The 16,052-nt window shown below is 68.5% G+C and carries 16 protein-coding genes; 8 read left to right on the top strand and 8 right to left on the bottom strand.

Features of this window, described 5'->3' with window-relative positions; genetic code table 11:
* The first annotated feature begins 137 nt into the window (after positions 1-137).
* Positions 138-1,337 carry an MFS transporter gene (locus ABV408_RS18865; RefSeq protein ID WP_353980413.1) on the top strand — a complete coding sequence of 400 codons (1,200 nt, stop codon included), beginning with the start codon at positions 138-140 and terminating at the stop codon, positions 1,335-1,337.
* Between the two features lie 54 nt (positions 1,338-1,391).
* On the opposite strand, the gene ABV408_RS18860 is transcribed toward ABV408_RS18865, so the two are convergent.
* Both ABV408_RS18860 and ABV408_RS18855 read right to left on the bottom strand, forming a co-directional pair.
* Complete coding sequence (locus ABV408_RS18860; RefSeq protein WP_353980412.1) at positions 1,392-1,883, bottom strand: RES domain-containing protein; 492 nt, start codon at positions 1,881-1,883, stop codon at positions 1,392-1,394.
* Positions 1,884-1,885: 2 nt separating this feature from the next.
* Complete coding sequence (locus ABV408_RS18855; protein ID WP_353980411.1) at positions 1,886-2,356, bottom strand: antitoxin Xre/MbcA/ParS toxin-binding domain-containing protein; 471 nt, start codon at positions 2,354-2,356, stop codon at positions 1,886-1,888.
* A 140-nt stretch (positions 2,357-2,496) separates the two neighbouring features.
* On the opposite strand from ABV408_RS18855, the gene pyrC reads away from it, so the two are divergent.
* Both pyrC and ABV408_RS18845 read left to right on the top strand, forming a co-directional pair.
* Complete coding sequence (gene pyrC, locus ABV408_RS18850; RefSeq protein WP_353980410.1) at positions 2,497-3,549, top strand: dihydroorotase; 1,053 nt, start codon at positions 2,497-2,499, stop codon at positions 3,547-3,549.
* Entirely contained in the window at positions 3,542-4,327 is a 786-nt protein-coding gene (locus ABV408_RS18845; protein ID WP_353980409.1) for a carbon-nitrogen hydrolase family protein, read from the top strand. The genes pyrC and ABV408_RS18845 overlap by 8 nt, the downstream gene beginning before the upstream one ends.
* Before the next feature lie 31 nt (positions 4,328-4,358).
* Here the strand turns inward: ABV408_RS18845 and ABV408_RS18840 are convergent, their stop codons facing one another.
* The 4 genes from ABV408_RS18840 to ABV408_RS18825 form a co-directional block, all read right to left on the bottom strand.
* Positions 4,359-6,488 (bottom strand): TonB-dependent siderophore receptor, encoded by a 2,130-nt coding sequence (locus ABV408_RS18840; RefSeq protein WP_353980408.1) that lies wholly within the window; start codon positions 6,486-6,488, stop codon positions 4,359-4,361.
* Between the two features lie 150 nt (positions 6,489-6,638).
* Positions 6,639-7,889 carry an ABC transporter substrate-binding protein gene (locus ABV408_RS18835; RefSeq protein WP_353980407.1) on the bottom strand — a complete coding sequence of 417 codons (1,251 nt, stop codon included), beginning with the start codon at positions 7,887-7,889 and terminating at the stop codon, positions 6,639-6,641.
* A gap of 117 nt (positions 7,890-8,006) precedes the next feature.
* Complete coding sequence (locus ABV408_RS18830) at positions 8,007-8,576, bottom strand: histidine phosphatase family protein (RefSeq protein WP_353980406.1); 570 nt, start codon at positions 8,574-8,576, stop codon at positions 8,007-8,009.
* Between the two features lie 75 nt (positions 8,577-8,651).
* On the bottom strand, positions 8,652-10,094 hold the full coding sequence (locus ABV408_RS18825; protein WP_353980405.1) for an aminotransferase class V-fold PLP-dependent enzyme: 1,443 nt from the start codon (positions 10,092-10,094) through the stop codon (positions 8,652-8,654).
* A 137-nt stretch (positions 10,095-10,231) separates the two neighbouring features.
* Between ABV408_RS18825 and ABV408_RS18820 the strand changes: the two genes are divergently transcribed.
* Both ABV408_RS18820 and ABV408_RS18815 read left to right on the top strand, forming a co-directional pair.
* Positions 10,232-10,681: an Lrp/AsnC family transcriptional regulator gene (locus ABV408_RS18820; RefSeq protein ID WP_353980404.1), complete on the top strand. Its 450-nt coding sequence runs from the start codon at positions 10,232-10,234 to the stop codon at positions 10,679-10,681.
* Positions 10,682-10,723: 42 nt separating this feature from the next.
* The gene (locus ABV408_RS18815) at positions 10,724-11,722 is read left to right on the top strand and encodes a D-2-hydroxyacid dehydrogenase (RefSeq protein ID WP_353980403.1); all 999 of its coding nucleotides are present in this window, start codon (positions 10,724-10,726) and stop codon (positions 11,720-11,722) included.
* Between the two features lie 29 nt (positions 11,723-11,751).
* On the opposite strand, the gene ABV408_RS18810 is transcribed toward ABV408_RS18815, so the two are convergent.
* Complete coding sequence (locus ABV408_RS18810; RefSeq protein ID WP_353980402.1) at positions 11,752-13,146, bottom strand: PLP-dependent aminotransferase family protein; 1,395 nt, start codon at positions 13,144-13,146, stop codon at positions 11,752-11,754.
* Between the two features lie 132 nt (positions 13,147-13,278).
* On the opposite strand from ABV408_RS18810, the gene ABV408_RS18805 reads away from it, so the two are divergent.
* The 3 genes from ABV408_RS18805 to ABV408_RS18795 are packed head-to-tail and all read left to right on the top strand — an operon-like array spanning position 13,279 to position 15,078.
* A complete protein-coding gene (locus ABV408_RS18805; RefSeq protein ID WP_353980401.1) occupies positions 13,279-14,007 on the top strand; it encodes an alanyl-tRNA editing protein in 729 nt (242 codons plus the stop codon).
* Positions 14,004-14,606: a LysE family translocator gene (locus ABV408_RS18800; protein WP_353980400.1), complete on the top strand. Its 603-nt coding sequence runs from the start codon at positions 14,004-14,006 to the stop codon at positions 14,604-14,606. Before ABV408_RS18805 ends, ABV408_RS18800 begins: the two co-directional genes overlap by 4 nt.
* Before the next feature lie 37 nt (positions 14,607-14,643).
* Complete coding sequence (locus ABV408_RS18795) at positions 14,644-15,078, top strand: YqaA family protein (RefSeq protein WP_353980399.1); 435 nt, start codon at positions 14,644-14,646, stop codon at positions 15,076-15,078.
* A gap of 18 nt (positions 15,079-15,096) precedes the next feature.
* On the opposite strand, the gene ABV408_RS18790 is transcribed toward ABV408_RS18795, so the two are convergent.
* Positions 15,097-16,035, bottom strand: a complete 939-nt coding sequence (locus ABV408_RS18790) for a sensor domain-containing diguanylate cyclase (RefSeq protein WP_353980398.1) — start codon at positions 16,033-16,035, stop codon at positions 15,097-15,099.
* Positions 16,036-16,052: the final 17 nt, after the last annotated feature.

Genomic DNA, 16,052 nt, shown 5'->3' with positions numbered 1-16,052 from the left:
ATCGATACCCCGCGCGATGATGGCGGCGAGCGGTTGCGCCCTGGCGCGGCATTCACGATGCTTGTCGGCATCATCGCCGTTCACGGCGCGCGCTCCGAGCCCGCGCGGGCGACCCACCTCCTGCACAAGGATCTGTCATGAACGCTTCAGCCACCGCGGCCCGCGGCGGGCGCGCGGTCTTTCTGGGCGCCGCCTTCGCCTTCGCGCTCACCATGATCGGCACCACCATGCCGACCCCGCTCTATCCGATCTATCAGCAGACCTTCGGCTTCTCGCAGCTCACCATCACCATCATCTTCGCGGTCTACGCCGCCGGGGTGATGGCGGCGCTGCTACTCACCGGGCGCTGGTCCGACCAGCTCGGGCGGCGGCCGATGCTGCTGGCGGGGGTACTGATCTCGGCGGCCAGCGATCTGGTGTTCTGGCACGCCCAGGGGCTCGGCCCCATCCTGTTCGCGCGGGTGCTGTCGGGCATCTCCGCCGGCATCTTCACCGGCACCGCCACGGTCGCGGTGATGGAGCTGGTCCCCGACGCCTGGAAGCGGGTCGGGCCGCTGGTCGCCACCGCCGCCAACATGGGCGGTCTGGGGCTGGGGCCGATGGTCGCCGGGGTGCTGGCCGCGCTGGCACCGCTGCCGCTGGTGGTGCCCTACGTGCTGCATCTGGCGCTGGCGCTGCTGGCGGCGCTGTTCATCTGGCGCGCCCCGGAGACGGTCACGCGTCCGGCGCGCATTCGCCTGCGGGTACAGAAGCTCAAGGTGCCGCCGGAGGTGCGCGGGGTCTTCGTGCCGGCGGCGATCGCCGCCTTCGCCGGTTTCATGGTGTGCGGCTTCGCCACCTCGGTGACCCCGGCTTTCGTCGGTGGCCAGCTCGGCTATCACAACCCGGCGCTTATCGGCGTCGTCGCCGGCAGCCTGTTCATCGCCTCCACCCTGGGGCAGATGGTGCAGGACAAGCTGCCCGAGGCCCGGCGTCTGCCGATCGGCTGCGGCGTGCTGCTGGTCGGCGTCCTGCTCCTGGCCTGGGGTATGGCCGCGCAGACCCTGGCGGGGTTCATCCTCGGCCCCATCGTGGCGGGCATCGGCCAGGGCATCGCCTTTCGCGCCGGGCTGGGCGCGGTGGCCGCCGCCAGCCCGGTACAGCACAAGGCGGCGGTGGTCTCGACCTTCTTCGTGGTCGCCTATGTGGCGATCTCGCTGCCGGTGATCGGCATCGGCCTGGTCGCCAGCGTGCTCGGGCTACAGCTCACCGGCCTGCTGTTCGACGCCCTGGTGGCGCTGCTCTGCTGCGTGGCCATGGGCCTGCTGCTGCGCAGACCTACGGCCAAGGCGGGGTGAGGGTGTGAGTCGGAGCGTGTCCAGAATGCACAGCCTCCGTCTCACCTATAACGCCTAACGCGAGGGCGGGTTCAGACGGGTGTCGAGCGAGAATCGCTCTTGCAGGACCACGCGATACTGGCCCTGGGCGGCATGCGGGTTCATTACCAGGTTCGCGCTGTGGCGCGACACGGTCGAGGGCACGACGAAGAAGGGGTGGGCCTCGAGCAGAGTGTCGCCGTAGCGCTGCTGGCCCGCGCTGGGCGTGCCCGGCACCAGCCAGTTGGGATTCGGCAGCGTCTCGGCGTCCACCCAATGTATGCAGCTCGGGTCCGGAATCTCGATGCACAGGAGTGTGTGCGGGTCGGTATCCAGGGTCGCGAAGCCCTTGTGAACCGCGACTTCGAGTATCGCGGTGGCCGCATCCAGCGAGCCATACACGGCGGGCCGGCCGGGGGAGTTCCAGCGCCCGCCCGCGCGCTCTGCGCCGATGCCTTTCTCCCAGGTGGCGACATGGCGGTCGCGTTCCAGGCGCCAGAACCGGAGGCTTCGGCTCGCGGCGGCCATCGTCAGGTGTAGACCCCGTAGTCCAGACGCGTCAGTAGGTCATCGACCAGGTCATGGCCGACCGGGGTGGTGATCAGGTCCAGCGGCTTACGCCCCTCCAGGGCCATGGCCGGGGTATCCAGCCAGCGCTGGGCGGCTTCGGTGCTGCCGAAGACGTCTTCTGCGCGGGTGAGCGTTTCGGCGAAGCGCCAGGCGCGGCCGCTCTCTTCCGGGCTGAGGGTGTCGGGTTTGTCCCGCCGGCGATACAGGGTGCGTTCGGATACCCCGAGGACTTTGACCGCGATCTTTCTGTCCTGAAGCAGATCGACCTCTTCGAAGAACTTGATCACCCCTGACGACGCAAAGCCTTTCTCGATGAGGCGATGGATTTCGAAGGGTGAGGTGACCGCGACCCGGCGTTTACCCGTGAGGCGGCGGATTGCCCGCTCACTGATGCTGGGCTCCAGGGAGGGCTCGAACGGGGTGGTCGTCATGCTGAACTCCTCAAGGCGTTCGCCATATGACAAAATCATAGCGCCATCTGGCGCAAGATGTCATCTCGAGCGGCATCCCCCGGGCCTCGCGGGCTCTGATATGCTACGAGCCCCTCGTTCACCCCTGCCAGGAGTCTCCGATGACCGCCGCGCCCGACACGCTCACCCTCCGCCGCCCCGACGACTGGCACCTGCACCTGCGCGACGACGCGATCACCCGCACCGTGCTGCCCTACACCAGCGCGACCTTCGCCCGCGCCATCGTCATGCCCAACCTGGCGCCGCCGGTGACCACGGTCGAGGCCGCCGCGGCCTATCGTGAGCGTATTCTCGCCGCGCTGCCCACCGGTCACGATTTCACTCCGCTGATGACCTGCTATCTCAACGAGAGCGTGAGCGCCGAGACGCTGACCCGTGGACACGCCGATGGCGTCTTCACTGCGGCCAAGCTCTATCCGGCCAACGCCACCACCAACTCCCAGCACGGGGTCAAGCGCATCAGCGACGTCTACCCGCTGCTGGAGACGATGCAGCGCATCGGCATGCCGCTGCTGGTGCACGGCGAGGTTACGCGGGGCGAGATCGATATCTTCGACCGCGAGAAGGTCTTCATCGACGAGGTGATGAGCGATATCCGCCGCCAGTTCCCCGAACTGCGCGTGGTGTTCGAGCACATCACTACCAAGGATGCGGCCCAGTTCGTGCTCGAGGGAGACGAGTACCTGGGCGCCACCCTCACCCCGCAGCACCTGGCCCAGAACCGCAACGACATGCTGGTCGGCGGTATCCGCCCGCATCTCTACTGCCTGCCGATTCTCAAGCGTCAGGAGCACCAGGCGGCCCTGCGCCGCGCGGTGGCCAGCGGCCATCCGCGCTTCTTTCTCGGCACCGACTCCGCGCCGCACGTGTGTGCCGCCAAGGAGACCGCCTGCGGCTGCGCCGGGGTGTTCAATGCCGAGGCGGCGCTGTCGGTCTACGCCGATGTCTTCGAGCAGGAAGGGGCGCTCGATCACTTCGAAGCGTTCTGCTCCGAGAACGGCCCGCGTTTCTACCGTTTGCCGCTGAATGAAGGCACCGTCACGCTGACGCGCCAGCCCACGCCGGTGGCGCCCAGCGTGGGCGAGGGCGAGAACACCTTCATACCCTACAAGGCCGGTGAATCGCTGACCTGGAAGACGACGCTGAATGACTGAGGCGACGTCTGCGCGATCCGAGCTGGTGATCGGCCTGGTACAGCTGGCGGCGCAGGCCGGCGATCTCGACGCCAACCTGGCGAGGCACGTGGCGGCGGTCGAGGCGGCCGCACGCCAAGGTGTCTCGCTGCTGGTGTTTCCCGAACTCTCGTTGACCGGCTACGAGCCCGGTCTGGCCGCCGCGCTGGCCTTGTCGCCACGCAGCGAGCGTCTGGCGCCGTTGCGTGCAGCGGCCGAGCGCCGAGGCATGCACGTGGTGGCGGGGCTGCCGCTGAACGGTGAAACCCGGCCCCGGGTCGGGGTGGTGATCTTCGACCCGGCGGGCGGTGAGCCTCTGACCTATGCCAAGCGCTATCTGCATCCCGGGGAAGAGGCCGCCTTCGAAGTCGGCGAGACGCAGCTCGTTTGCGAGCTCGGCGGTGAGCGCGTGGCCTTCGCCATCTGTGCCGATACCAACGCCCCTGCGCATGCGGACGAGTGTGCATCGCTGGGCGCGACTGTCTATCTCGCCGGCGCCTTGATCACCGCGGGCGGCTATGACGCCGATACTCGGCGCCTGGCCGAGATCGCCGAGCGTTACGCCATGCTGGTCGGCATGGCCAACCACAATGGCACCAGCGGCGGTATGGCGGCGATCGGAGGCAGTGGCTTCTGGACCGATTCAGGCCCATTGGCCGTGGCCGACGACCATGACGCGCTCGTTATCGCCACCCGCCAGAACGACAGCTGGCACGGTCGGGTGGTTGGGTTGGATCTCGCGACCGTCATGGGGTGTTGACGGTCACGGGAGAACGCGTGAATCAGCCACGCTAGAACGTCACGCTGGCCTGCAGCGTGACTTCCAGCGGATCGCCCACCACCACCCGCGTATCGCCGCCGCTCGAGGGGTAGTAGGTGGTGTCGAACAGGTTGTGGACGTTGAGCTGGAGATGGGTGGCGTCGCCCAGCCAACGGGTCTCCCAGGCGACGAAAGCGTCGGCGACGGTGTAGGCGTCGAGGCGGAAGCTGTTGTCGCTGTCGCCTTCGCGGCTGCCCACGTAGCGCAGCCCGCCACCGACCCGCCAGCGGCCGGTGTCGGGGTCGAGTGCCAGCTCCTGTGCCAGCAGCAGCGCGGCGGTGTGACGTGCCACGTTGGGTAGCGCGTTGCCGGCGGTGCCGCCGTCGGCGTCCTCGATGACCTCGGCATCGGTGTAGGCGTAGTTGGCCAGCAGCGACAGCCGCTCGGTCAGCTGGCCCTGCAGCGACATCCCCGCGCCTCTGGCGCGGCTCTTGCCCACCGCCCGCGACACGCCGTTGTCGCTCACCACGACGTTCTCCTTGGTGATCTCGAAGTAGGCCAGTGCCGCCTCCACCCGCTCGTCGAGCAGGCGGCGCTTGAGCCCGGCCTCCCAGCCGCGGCCCCGCTCGGGATCGAAGCGCTGACCGGTGTCGCTGTCCGGCGTGTTGGGCACGAAGGATTCGCTGTAGCTGACATAGGTCGAGGTCAGCGGGTCGATCTGGTAGAGCAGGCTGGCATGGGGCAGAAAGAGCGTGTCGTCGGTGTCGGTCGCGACCACGAAGGGGCGGCCCTGGCCGCCATATTGTTCGGTCATCTGATAGCGCCCGCCGAGCCCCAGAATCCAGCGTTCGCCGAGATGCAGCGAGTCGTCGATATAGGCCGCGGTGCTATCGATCTCGTCCAGGCGATGGCTGCGTGCGCTGTCGTAGCGGGCGCCGTCCAGGGTCAGATCACCGTGATGCGGGGCGTAGATCGAGATCGTATCGGTGGCACCGCGATAGCGGTCGGCCAGGTAGTCGCGGCGGCGCTCGTGGTCGAGTCCGACGGTCATCTCGTGGCGGATGCCCGCCAGCTCGACGTCGCCGAGCAGTTCGGCGGCGGTATAGATCACCCGGCGGTCGAAGCCGCGATTGGCATCGGCGCGACGCCTCGCGGTGCCGTCCTCGCTGACGCTGAGCACCCGCGGCTGGCCGTCGTCGTACTGGCGCCGGGTCCAGCCGTAGGTCAGGCGGCTGGTCCAGGCGCGATTCAGATCCTGCTCCCAGCGCGCGCTGAACGACTGATCGTGACCGGTCACCCGCGACCACGGCTCGTCGAACCGGCGCTTGCGCGGGACATCGACGGGGTCACCGTCGACGAAGGCGGTACCGCGATCCAGCGTCAGATCGTAATCGCGATAGGTATAGGCGAACCACAGCCGGGTGTCGTCGTCCTCCCAGCTCAGCGAGGGCGCCACCACTGTCTGGCGGTGGCTGCCGAAGTCGCGCCAGCTATTCTCGTCCTGCTGGCCGACGATGAACCGGAATGCCGCGCCGCTGTCGCCCAGCGGGCCGGTGACGTCGACGCTGGCATCACCGCCGCCGAACGAACTGCCCTTGCCGCTGAGGGTGCGCTGCCAGGTGTACTGCGGCTTCTTGCTGACGATGTTGATCACACCGCCAGGCTCCTGGATGCCGTAGCGAAACGAGCTCGGCCCCTTGAGCACGTCGATGCGTTCGGTGGTGAACAGCGGAAAGGTATCGCGCGGCTGGCGGATGCCGTCGCGCAGGATCGAGCCGTCGCTGTTGCTGCCGAAGCCGCGCTTGATGAAGCCGGCTTCGGTACCGCCCATGGTGTTGCCTTGGGTGACCCCGGCGACGAACGCCATGGCATCGGTCAGGGAGTCGGCGCCGATGTCCGCGAGCAGCTGCGGCGTGAGCGCGTCGACGGTGCGTGCCTGGGAGAGAAAATCGGTGCGCCGGCCGGTGGCGAGGTCCGAGGCGCCGGGGCGGTAGCCTTCACTGGCGTCACCCGTAGCCCGGGCGCTGACCACCACCGGGTCGAGCGCGACCTCGCCGGTGTCTTCGGCGTGCGCCGGTGTGAGTGGCAACAGCGCCAGCATGGCGGCGAGTGGCTGCCAGCGCGGCAGGGCGCGCCCTGGGGCAAAGGATCGTGCAGTCATGTGTGGTGTTCCCTGGCGGCGTCGAGTGGCGCTCGGTGCCGGTGCGTTGTCGTTGAAGGTCGTCGTGACTTGTTGTTGTCGAGCGTCTTGGCTTGTTGTCGTTGAACGTCGCTGAACGTCGTGGTGCGTCGTTGGCGCGGCGTGGGGTGATCAGCGTTCGGGAGGCGCCTCGCCATAGGTGGCGCGGAAGGTGCCGTCGGCGGCGATCGGCAGGAAGTCGCGGAACAGCGCCTGCTGCGCCCCAGCAGGATCGAGTGCGGCGCACGCCTGGGGATGCAGCCAGCGGGCGATGGCTGTCAGCGCGAGGGCGCTGAAGGGGCTCTGGTGATAGCCGTGCCAGAGGGCGTGGAGGCCCCCCTGGTTGACCGCGGAAAGCGTCGCCCAGCCCGGGCGGCGGTTGACGACATCGGCCAGGTCCCGCTGTGTCTGCGCGGGGGTGACGCCGAAACCGGCGCGCACCGAGCCCCCCGCCGGCCACTGGGCCGCGGTGGCGATGATGACCGCCGGGTCGCGTGCCAGAATCGCTTCCGGATTGAGCACGTTCTCGCTGCCCGGGGTCATGTCGGCGGCGATGTTGTCGCCGCCGGCCCGGGCCACCAGGTCCGCCAGGCCGCTATCGAAGTTGCTGCGACAGCACCCCACCTTGAGGCCGGGGGCGATGTCGATCAGTACGCTGGGAGAGGTGTCTCTGGTGGTGTCATGGGCGGCAGCATCGACGCAGTCGGCGACCGCTGCCTCCAGCTCGGCCAGCCGCCGGTTCAGCGCCGCCGCCCGGGGCTGGACGTCGAGCGCGCGACCCAGCAGGGTCAGCGAGGGGCGGGTATCCGTCAGCGGGTGCTGCTGGAAATCGATGAACAGCACCGGGATGCCCAGGGCATCGAGCTGTGCCAGCAGCCGGGTACCGCGGATGGCGCCGTAGCGGGCGCGATTGACCAGGATCAGATCCGGTGCGAGCGTTAGCAGCGCCTCGGCGCTGGGCAGCGGATCGCCACCCGCCAGTACCGGTAACTGGGCCAGGGCGGGGAAGGCGTGGGTGAAGCGCGCCTGGGCTTCGGGGTCGAAGTCGGCGAGCGAGCCGTGCCAGCCGCTCAGGCGGGCCACCGGATCGGGCAGCAGCGCTGCCAGCGCCAGCAGATGCCGGGGATCGTCGAGGAAGATGCGCCGAGGCGCGTGGTCGAGGGTCACCACGCGCCCGGCGAGGTCGGTCACCTGTAGCGGATAGCGGGTCGCGGCGGGCGCATCGGCGCGCGTCCGGGTGTCGGTGTCGTCGTGGTCTGCGGCGTTGGCCACGCTGGCGAGAAGCAACAGACTCGCCAGCAGGCTGGCGCAGAGGATCAGACGATGAAGCGATCGGCGCCAGCGGCGCAGGGAAGAGGCGGAGCGGCCGTGGCAGGCGAGCATCGGCAGTATTTTTCTAGTTGATTAAAGATAATCATTATCATTTTTATTCATGAGTAGGTCAACGCGGCGCACCCTGCTGCGCCGCTGCCTGAGTAGCGGTGATGGTTCGCCCGCGCGCTAACGTACGATCCGGGCGCGGTCTGCGGCGGTAAAGTCGCGAATGTCCCATCGGTCGCCGGTGGCAGGGGCGATCCACAGCGGGATGGCGTTGGCCGAGCGCGGGCCGGTGGGGCTGCCGCTGGTGAGCCAGCGCACCGCGCGTACCAGCCCGGAGTGGCCCACCACCAGCGGGGTGTCGGCTTCGTCGAGCAGCGCATTGAGGGTGGTGGCGATGCGAGTGACGAACGCCTCCCAGGCTTCGCCGTTGGGCGGCGTGTCGGTATAGGGGATTGCGGTGGGGATCGGCTGCCCCTCCAGATCGCCCCAGTGGCGCTCCATCAGCCCCTCTTCCAGACGGTCGGGGGCGCGCCCCAGCGCCAGCTCGGCAGTGTGGCGGGCGCGCACCAGCGGGCTGGCGACCGCCAGCGACCAGTCGAGCCCGCCGACCAGCGCCTGAGCGCGGCGCGCCTCGGCCTCGCCGCGGGCGGTGAGAGGTACGTCGTGCTGCCCGCCGATACGCCGCTCCTGATTGCGCGTGCTCTGGGCGTGGCGCAGGAAGACGAAGGGGCGGCGACTCAGATGGGGCATGGCGATGGCTCGAACAGGAAAGCGGGCGCGACTAGCGCGGCGAAAGCGGTCATCTTACCTGCCTCGGCGCGGCTGTCATCCCTCGGCGGTTTCGGTCCGGAAGCGTGCGGTGGCCGGGTCGGCGCGGTAGTGGCGGGCCCAGGTCGGCGCTTCCCGGGCCAGCGTGAGCACGCCATCGAGAAGGCGCGCTACCTGCTCTTCGCTGTGGAGTAGGTGCAGGCTCAGCCGTACCCAGCCGGGCTTTTCCAGTTCGTGCCCCTGGTCGAGGCGTTCGACTAGTGCCGCCGAGGCGGAGGCGTCGATCCCCAGCAGGCGATGGGCGTAGGGTCCGGCGCAGGCGCAGCCACCGCGGGCCTGGATGCCATGGAGGTCCGAGAGCATGCGGGTAAACAGCTGATGGTGGATCAGGCCGCCGTCGGCGTCGTGTACGCGGAAGGAGAAGATCGGCAGCGCCGCCACATCCTGGCGCCCCAGCAGCGCCAGCCGCGGCTCGTCGGCCCAGTGGGCGAGGGCGCGGCGGCGCAGCTCGGCATCACGGCGGGCGATCTCGGGCAGCCCGATCGCTGACTTGACCATCAGCGCCAGCGCGGCGCGGATGTCACCGATCACGTTCGGTGTGCCGCCCTCCTCGCGCGCCGCCAGGTTGGCGCTGTAGCGGTGCGCCCAGGGTGAGACGAAGCTGACCGTGCCGCCGCCGGGCAGCGAAGGCGTGTGCCGCCGCGCCACGCTGTCGCGCACCACCATGACCCCGGAGGCGCCGGGGCCGCCGACGAACTTGTGCGGTGAGAAGACGATGGCATCCTTGCGGCAGTCCGGCGCGGGCGCCATGTCCATCGCCAGATAGGGGCCGGCACCGGCGTAATCCCATATCGCCAGGGCACCGTGGCGCTTGAGCCGGCGCGTGATGTCGTCGACGTCGCTGATGATGCCGGTGACGTTGGAGGCGGCCGAGAAGGCGCCGACGATCAGGTCACTGCCGGCGGCCTCCACCAGCGCCTGCTCCAGCGCCGCCGGGTCCGGCCCGCCGGCCTCGCCTTCGGGAATCTCGACCACCTCGGCGCCACTCTCGCGCCAGGCGAGCAGGTTGGAGTGATGCTCGTAGGGGCCGACCAGCACGCGGATGCGCTCGCCGCGGCCCACCCCGGCGGCGATATCGAGCAGTGCCACGATCCGGTTGATACCGGCGGTGGCGCCACTGCCGCTGAACACCACATGGCAATCCTCGGCGTTGAGCTCCCGCGCGATCAGCGCCCGTGCCTCCTGGCGCAGCCGGGTCATGGTCTGCCCGCAGTGCGACGCCTCGGTGTGCGAGTTGGCATAGAACGGCAGGACCTCTTCGCTGACGAAGCGCTCGACCTGGCGCAGCGCGCGCCCGGAGGCGACATAATCGGCGTAGAGCAGGCGGCGCTGACCGAAGGGCGTGGTGATCGGCAGGTCGTCGCCGATCAGGCCCTGGCGCAGGCGCGCCAGCAGGTCGGGGCTGGAGAGAACGTGTTGGAAGTCGGCGAGTGTGGTCATGGAGGCCTCGTCACGGAGGAGGACGTGCAAGCGCGATGTATGGGGCTATGATATCCCGTCTCGGGCGGGTAAATTTCTCGTTATGACCCGGTATCGACCCAAATATTGAGTGAATTGACCCCATGAGTGGCGTGAAATTGGATCATTTAAACCTCGCCATCCTGCGCGAGCTGCAGCAGCACCCCGGCTGCGCCCAGCGCGAGCTGGCCGAACGCGTCAATCTCTCCCAGAACGCTTGCTGGCGGCGGGTCAAACAGCTCGAGGAGGCCGGCGTGATCGAGGCGCGGCGGCTGGTGCTGAGCCGTCAGGCGCTCGGCTTCGGGCTGGTGGTGTTCTCGATGATCCGCACCCGCAGCCATTCACGTGCCTGGCTGGCGGCGTTCCGCGAGCACGTACTGGGCATCCCCGAGGTGATCGATTTCTACCGTATCGGCGGCGATTACGACTACATGCTCAAGATCGTGGCGCGTGATATCGGCGCCTTCGACCTGATCTATCAGCGCCTGATCGACGGCTTCGAGATCGACACCGTGACCTCCTATTTCGCCATGGAGGCGCTGGCCGAGAGCCGCCCGCTGCCGGTGTGAGCCCGGCCCCTCCATCGAACTCCCTGCTGCCGAGGAACCGTCATGCCCGTTGCCGCCAAGCCGCTCGAGGTGCATATCTACACCGATCCCGCCTTCCGCCAGTCGCCGGATTTCAGCGCCGAGCGGGTGCGCGACATTCTGGGCGAGTTCGCCGGGCTGGCATCGCGCATCGTGCTGGGCTTCAGCCGTGATGCGGCTACCCTCGACGCCGCCCTGGCCACCGCCGACGTGCTGGTGGTGGTCGGCAAGCTGGATCTGGTCGATGCCGCCGCGCGGGCGCCCGCGCTGCGCTGGGTGCATATCACCAGCGCCGGCGTCGACCGGGTGCCGCTGGCGGCGCTGCCGGCGGGGCTCTGCGTCACCAACGCCCGCGGCAATCACGAGGCGCGCACCTTCGAGTTCTCGCTGACGGCGCTGTTGATGCTCAACAACGCCGTGCCGGCGTTCGTCACCCAGCAGATCGAGCGGCGCTGGGCGCAGCGCGCGCTCGAACCGATCGAAGGCAAGCGGGTGGTGATCCTGGGCATGGGCGCGTTGGGCAGTTCGGCGGCGCGGGCGGCCCGGCAGCTGGGACTCGAGATCACCGGGATCAGCCGTAGCGGGCAGCCCCACCCCCTGGCCGATCTCAGCCTGCCCCAGGCGCGTCTGCCCGATGCCTTGGCCGAGGCCGACTTCCTGCTGATCACCCTGCCGCTGACCGCGCAGACGAGATGCCTGGTGGGTGCCGCCGAGCTGGCGGCGCTGCCACCGCATGCCGGCGTGATCAATATCGGCCGTGGGCCGGTGCTGGACGTCGCCGCGCTGGCCCGGCGACTGGAGGCGGGCCAATTGGGCGGGGCGGTGCTCGATGTCTTCCCCGAGGAGCCGCTGGCGCCGGAGTCACCCTACTGGCGCACGCCCAATCTGATGGTGATTCCCCACAGCGGTCTCTACGACGCCGACTATGTACCGCGCTGCCTGCGCAGCTTCTTCGCCAACGTCACCCGCTATCTGGCGGGTGAGATGCTGGAGAATCAGGTCGATCCGGCGCTGGGCTATTGAGAGCAGCGCGCGCCTGGCGTCAGGCCCGCTCACAGCGTCTGCCACAGCATCGGCCCCGGGTCGCCGAGGGTCTCGGCAATGGTGTCGAGGGCACGCTCGAGGGCGTCGCGACTCTCCGCGGCGCTGATGCACAGGCGCAGCGCCTGGGGTGCGCTGACGCTGCCGAGGCAGAAGCTCTCGGCACTGCTGACGGCGACCTGGCGCTCTCGCAGCTGGGCTTCGACATGGCTCGAACGCAGATCCGCGGGTAGCGGCAGCCATAGATAGAAGCCACCACGCTGGCCTTGAGGGCGGAAGGCTGCGAGCTTCTCCTGGGCGCGATCGAAGCGCCACTCCAGCTCTTCGCGCTGCCAGGCGAGCAGCGCATCGGCGTCGCCGCTGGCGATCCAGTGCGCGACCACACCATTCATCAGTGGCGGTGGCATCCAGCACTGCGCGCGCAGCGCCGCCGTCAGCCGTCCATGCAGCGCCTGCGGGGCGCGTATTGCCCCCACTCTGAGCCCGCCGCCGAGCAGTTTCGAGACCGAGAACAGCGTCAGCGTATGCGCCGGGGCGAGCTGGTATAGCGGCGTCTCCGTGGCACCCAGTTGCGGATAGATGTCGTCCTCGATCAGCCAGAACCCGCGTGCCTCGGCCAGCGCGGCCAGGGCGCGGCGGCGTGGCTCGCTCAGGCGCACCGTGGTCGGGTTGTGGCAATCCGGCATCAGATAGAGCGCGGCGAACGGCTGCTGGTCGTGGGCACGGGCCAGCGCGTCGACGTCGATGCCATGCGCATCGTGGGGAATCGCCACGCCCTTGAGCGATAGTTGCTGCAGCGCGCTGATCAGGCCCGGATAGGTGAGACGTTCGGCAGCGACCCGTTCACCCGGCAGCAGCAGAGCGCTGAGGCAGAGGTGAATGCCGTGCATGCCGCCCTGGTCGAGCAGCAGCTCGGCCGGGTCGAGCGCGCGGCCCATCTTGCCCAGCCAGGCCGCCAGGGTGGCAATCTGCCACGCCTGCCCGGGTTCCGGCTGGTAGTCGATCATCGCGCTGAGCTGCTCCGGGTCCTGCTGGATCGCCTGCATCGCGCGGGCCAGATGCAGGCTGCGCTGCGTGGTCGGCGGGGGGGTGGCGTGACTGAGATCGATCGACCCGCTGTCACGCGGCCGCGTGAACAGATGGTCGAAGGCGCCGATGCCAACCCCGGCGCCACGTACATAGGTGCCGCTGCCGACCCGTGCGCTGACCACTCCGCGCTGCTCGGCCACGGCGTAGGCGCGGGTGACCGTACCTACGGTCACGCCCAGAGCGTCGGCGAGGCGACGCTGCGGGGGTAGCTTGTCACCGGCGGCCAGCTCGCCGCTGGCCACCGCGGCAGCGATGGCATCGGCGAGCTGACGATAGCGCGGGCCGCTGCCGGAGAGTGTCGGTGTCCAGATTGTCATGGTGACAAAAATCGGGTTGACCCGTTTCCTGGTAAGTTTATGCTCGAATTGTTCGCAAGGTGACGCGAAAAGTCAATAAATTGAACCCATACAATTTAGCCCGGTCAGGCGCCGGGTCGAGAGGAGGTCGGTATGTCCACCCAGTTGCGTTTTCGCGATCTGCCCATGGCACGGGAGAGTCTGGCCAGCGTGACTGCAGTGGGTACCGATGGTGCGGTGGCGACCGACGCCACGCTCTTCTATCCCCAAGGGGGCGGCCAGCCCGGTGATAGCGGCGTGTTCATCACCGCCGATGGCCGGTGCCTGACAGTGCACGACACGCGCAAGGGCGAAGGCGACGAGGTGTGGCACTATCTCGATCCCGAGCACGGTCTCACCGTCGGCCAGAGCGTGACCCAGCAGATCGACTGGCCGCGGCGCTGGGCGCACATGCGCATGCATACCGCCCTGCACCTGCTCTCGGTGCTGGTGCCCTATGGGGTCACCGGCGGCAGTATCGGCGCCGAGCGTGGTCGGCTCGATTTCGATCTGGGCGAGGCCAGCCTCGACAAGGCGGCGCTGACCGCGGAGCTGAAGGGGCTGGTCGCGGCCGACCACCCGGTCTCCAGCGAGTGGATCAGCGAGGCCGAACTCGACGCGCGCCCCGAGCTGGTCAAGACGATGTCGGTGGCGCCGCCGCGGGGCGCCGGCATGATCCGCATGGTGCGCATCGGCGATATCGACTATCAGCCCTGCGGCGGTACCCATGTGACCTCCACCGCCCAGATTGGGGCGCTGCATGTGGTCAGCATCAAGAATCGCGGCGCCCGCAACCGTCGTATCACCCTGGCATGGGACGAAGCCACGGAGGGGCAAGCATGATGTCGCTCGGCTGGTGGCTCTCGGTGGCGCTGTTCTCGGTCTCTATGACCGGCACGCCCGGGCCCAACAACGTCATGCTCACCGCGTCCGGGGCGCTCTACGGTTACCGTCGCACGCTGCCGCACATCTTCGGCATCATGTCCGGTTGCTTCGTGCTGTTCATGGCCGTGGCACTGGGACTCGGGGTGCTGTTCGAACGCTTCCCTGCGCTGCAGCAGGCGTTGCGCCTGGTCGGTGCGGCCTATCTACTCTACCTGGCTTGGAAGATCGCGACCGCGCCTCCGCCCAACCTGGCCGCGACCGAGGGCGCGCGTCCGCTGACCGCCTGGCAGGCGGCGGTGTTCCAGTTCGTCAATCCCAAGGCGTGGGTCATGGGCATCGCACTGATGGCGGGCTTCATGCCGACCGAGGGCTCGCTGGTCGCCAATGCGGCAATGTTGTCGCTGTTCATGGAGCTGGTCGCCTTTCCCTGTATTTCGCTGTGGGCGGGTTTCGGCATGGCGATCGGGCGGCTGCTGAAGACGCCGCGGGCGTGGCGTATCTTCAACGGCGTGATGGGGTTGGCGACGGCTGCCTGTGTCGGGTTCATTCTGAGCTGAGATCCAGGAATATCAGGCGCCCGATCCGGAGAGAGGCGTGAGCTATCTGACCCTGTTCGTGACCGCGCTGGTCTCCGCCACCCTGTTGCCGGCTTCGTCGGAGGTGCTGCTGGGGGCGCTGGCGACCCAAGGGCATGCGCTGTTCTGGCTGTGGCTCTGGGCCACCGCGGGTAACACCCTCGGGTCGGTGGTCAATGGCGTGCTCGGCCGTCAGGTGGATCGCTTCCAGCAGCGTCGCTGGTTTCCGCTCAGCCAGGCGCAACTGGCCCGCGCCCGGGCGCGTTTCAACCGCTACGGTCAGTGGTCGCTGCTGTTCGGCTGGCTGCCCATCGGCGGCGATGCGCTGACGCTGATCGGCGGCGTCATGCGGGTGCCGTGGCTCAACTTCGTGGTGCTGGTGGCGGTCGGCAAGGGGCTGCGCTATGCGCTCGTGCTATGGCTGGTGCTGGGTGTCGCCGGCGGTGGGGGCTGACGCCTCGGCAACCGTGGCTCACCTGGCCTGGGCGACACGATTGCGCCCGCGGCGCTTGGCGCGATAGAGCGCGCGGTCGGCGCGTTCGAGCAGGGCGTCCTGGTTTTCGTCGCGGTAGGCGGCGACGCCTGCCGACAGCGTCACCTCGAGGGCGTGGCTGGTCAGCGAGGTCGACGCCAGCGTCTGGCGGATGCGCTCCACCGCCTGGGTCGCCTGATCCAGGCTGATTCCGGGCAGTACCAGCAGCAGTTCGTCGCCACCGAGCCTGACCGCGGCATCGCTCTCGCGCAGCGATTGTCGCAGCAGCTCGGCGATACCGACCAGGATCTCGTCACCGATGGCGTGGCCATGGGTGTCGTTGATCTGCTTGAAACCGTCCAGATCGATCACCGCGATGCACAGTGGCTGGCCATAGCGCTGGTGCTCGTGAATCTCCGCTTCGAGCCGGTCGAGGCCGGCACGGCGGCTCTGCAGACCGGTCAGCTCGTCGTACATGGCGATTTTGGTCAGGCGCTGGTTGGCCTCGCGCAGCGAGCGCTCGAGCGCCTTGTGCTCGCTGATGTCGACCACGAAGGTCGCCTTGTAGACATTGCCCTGATCATCCTCCACCCGGACCGCCTCGGCCAGAACCGAGATCGGTTGGCCCTGGCGGTTGACCACTTCCCACTCGGCGCGTGCCCCCGGCGTGCCGATCAGCGGGTCGCTGTCCTCGCCCGTCTCGATGAAGGTGCGGTGTATGCGCCGCATCATGTCACGATGTTCGGGGGCCAGCATCATGGTGAACTCCTCGCCCAGCAGCTCCTCCTCGGCATAGCCATAAAGACGGCAGTAGGCGGCGTTGACCATCTGGAAATGGCCCTCGGCGTCGGTGATGCAGATCGCCAGCGGGGTCGAGCGGATCAGGGTCATCAGCGCTGCGTCGGAGAAGTGCGGGGGCGAGGTCGAGCGCTGTGGCATGGCGATATCCTGGTCAG

Source organism: Salinicola endophyticus, assembly GCF_040536835.1.
In the GTDB taxonomy this organism is placed as follows: Bacteria; Pseudomonadota; Gammaproteobacteria; order Pseudomonadales; family Halomonadaceae; genus Salinicola; species Salinicola endophyticus_A.
Note: the sequence above shows the minus strand (reverse complement) of the source record. Positions and strands in the feature narration are given on the sequence as shown.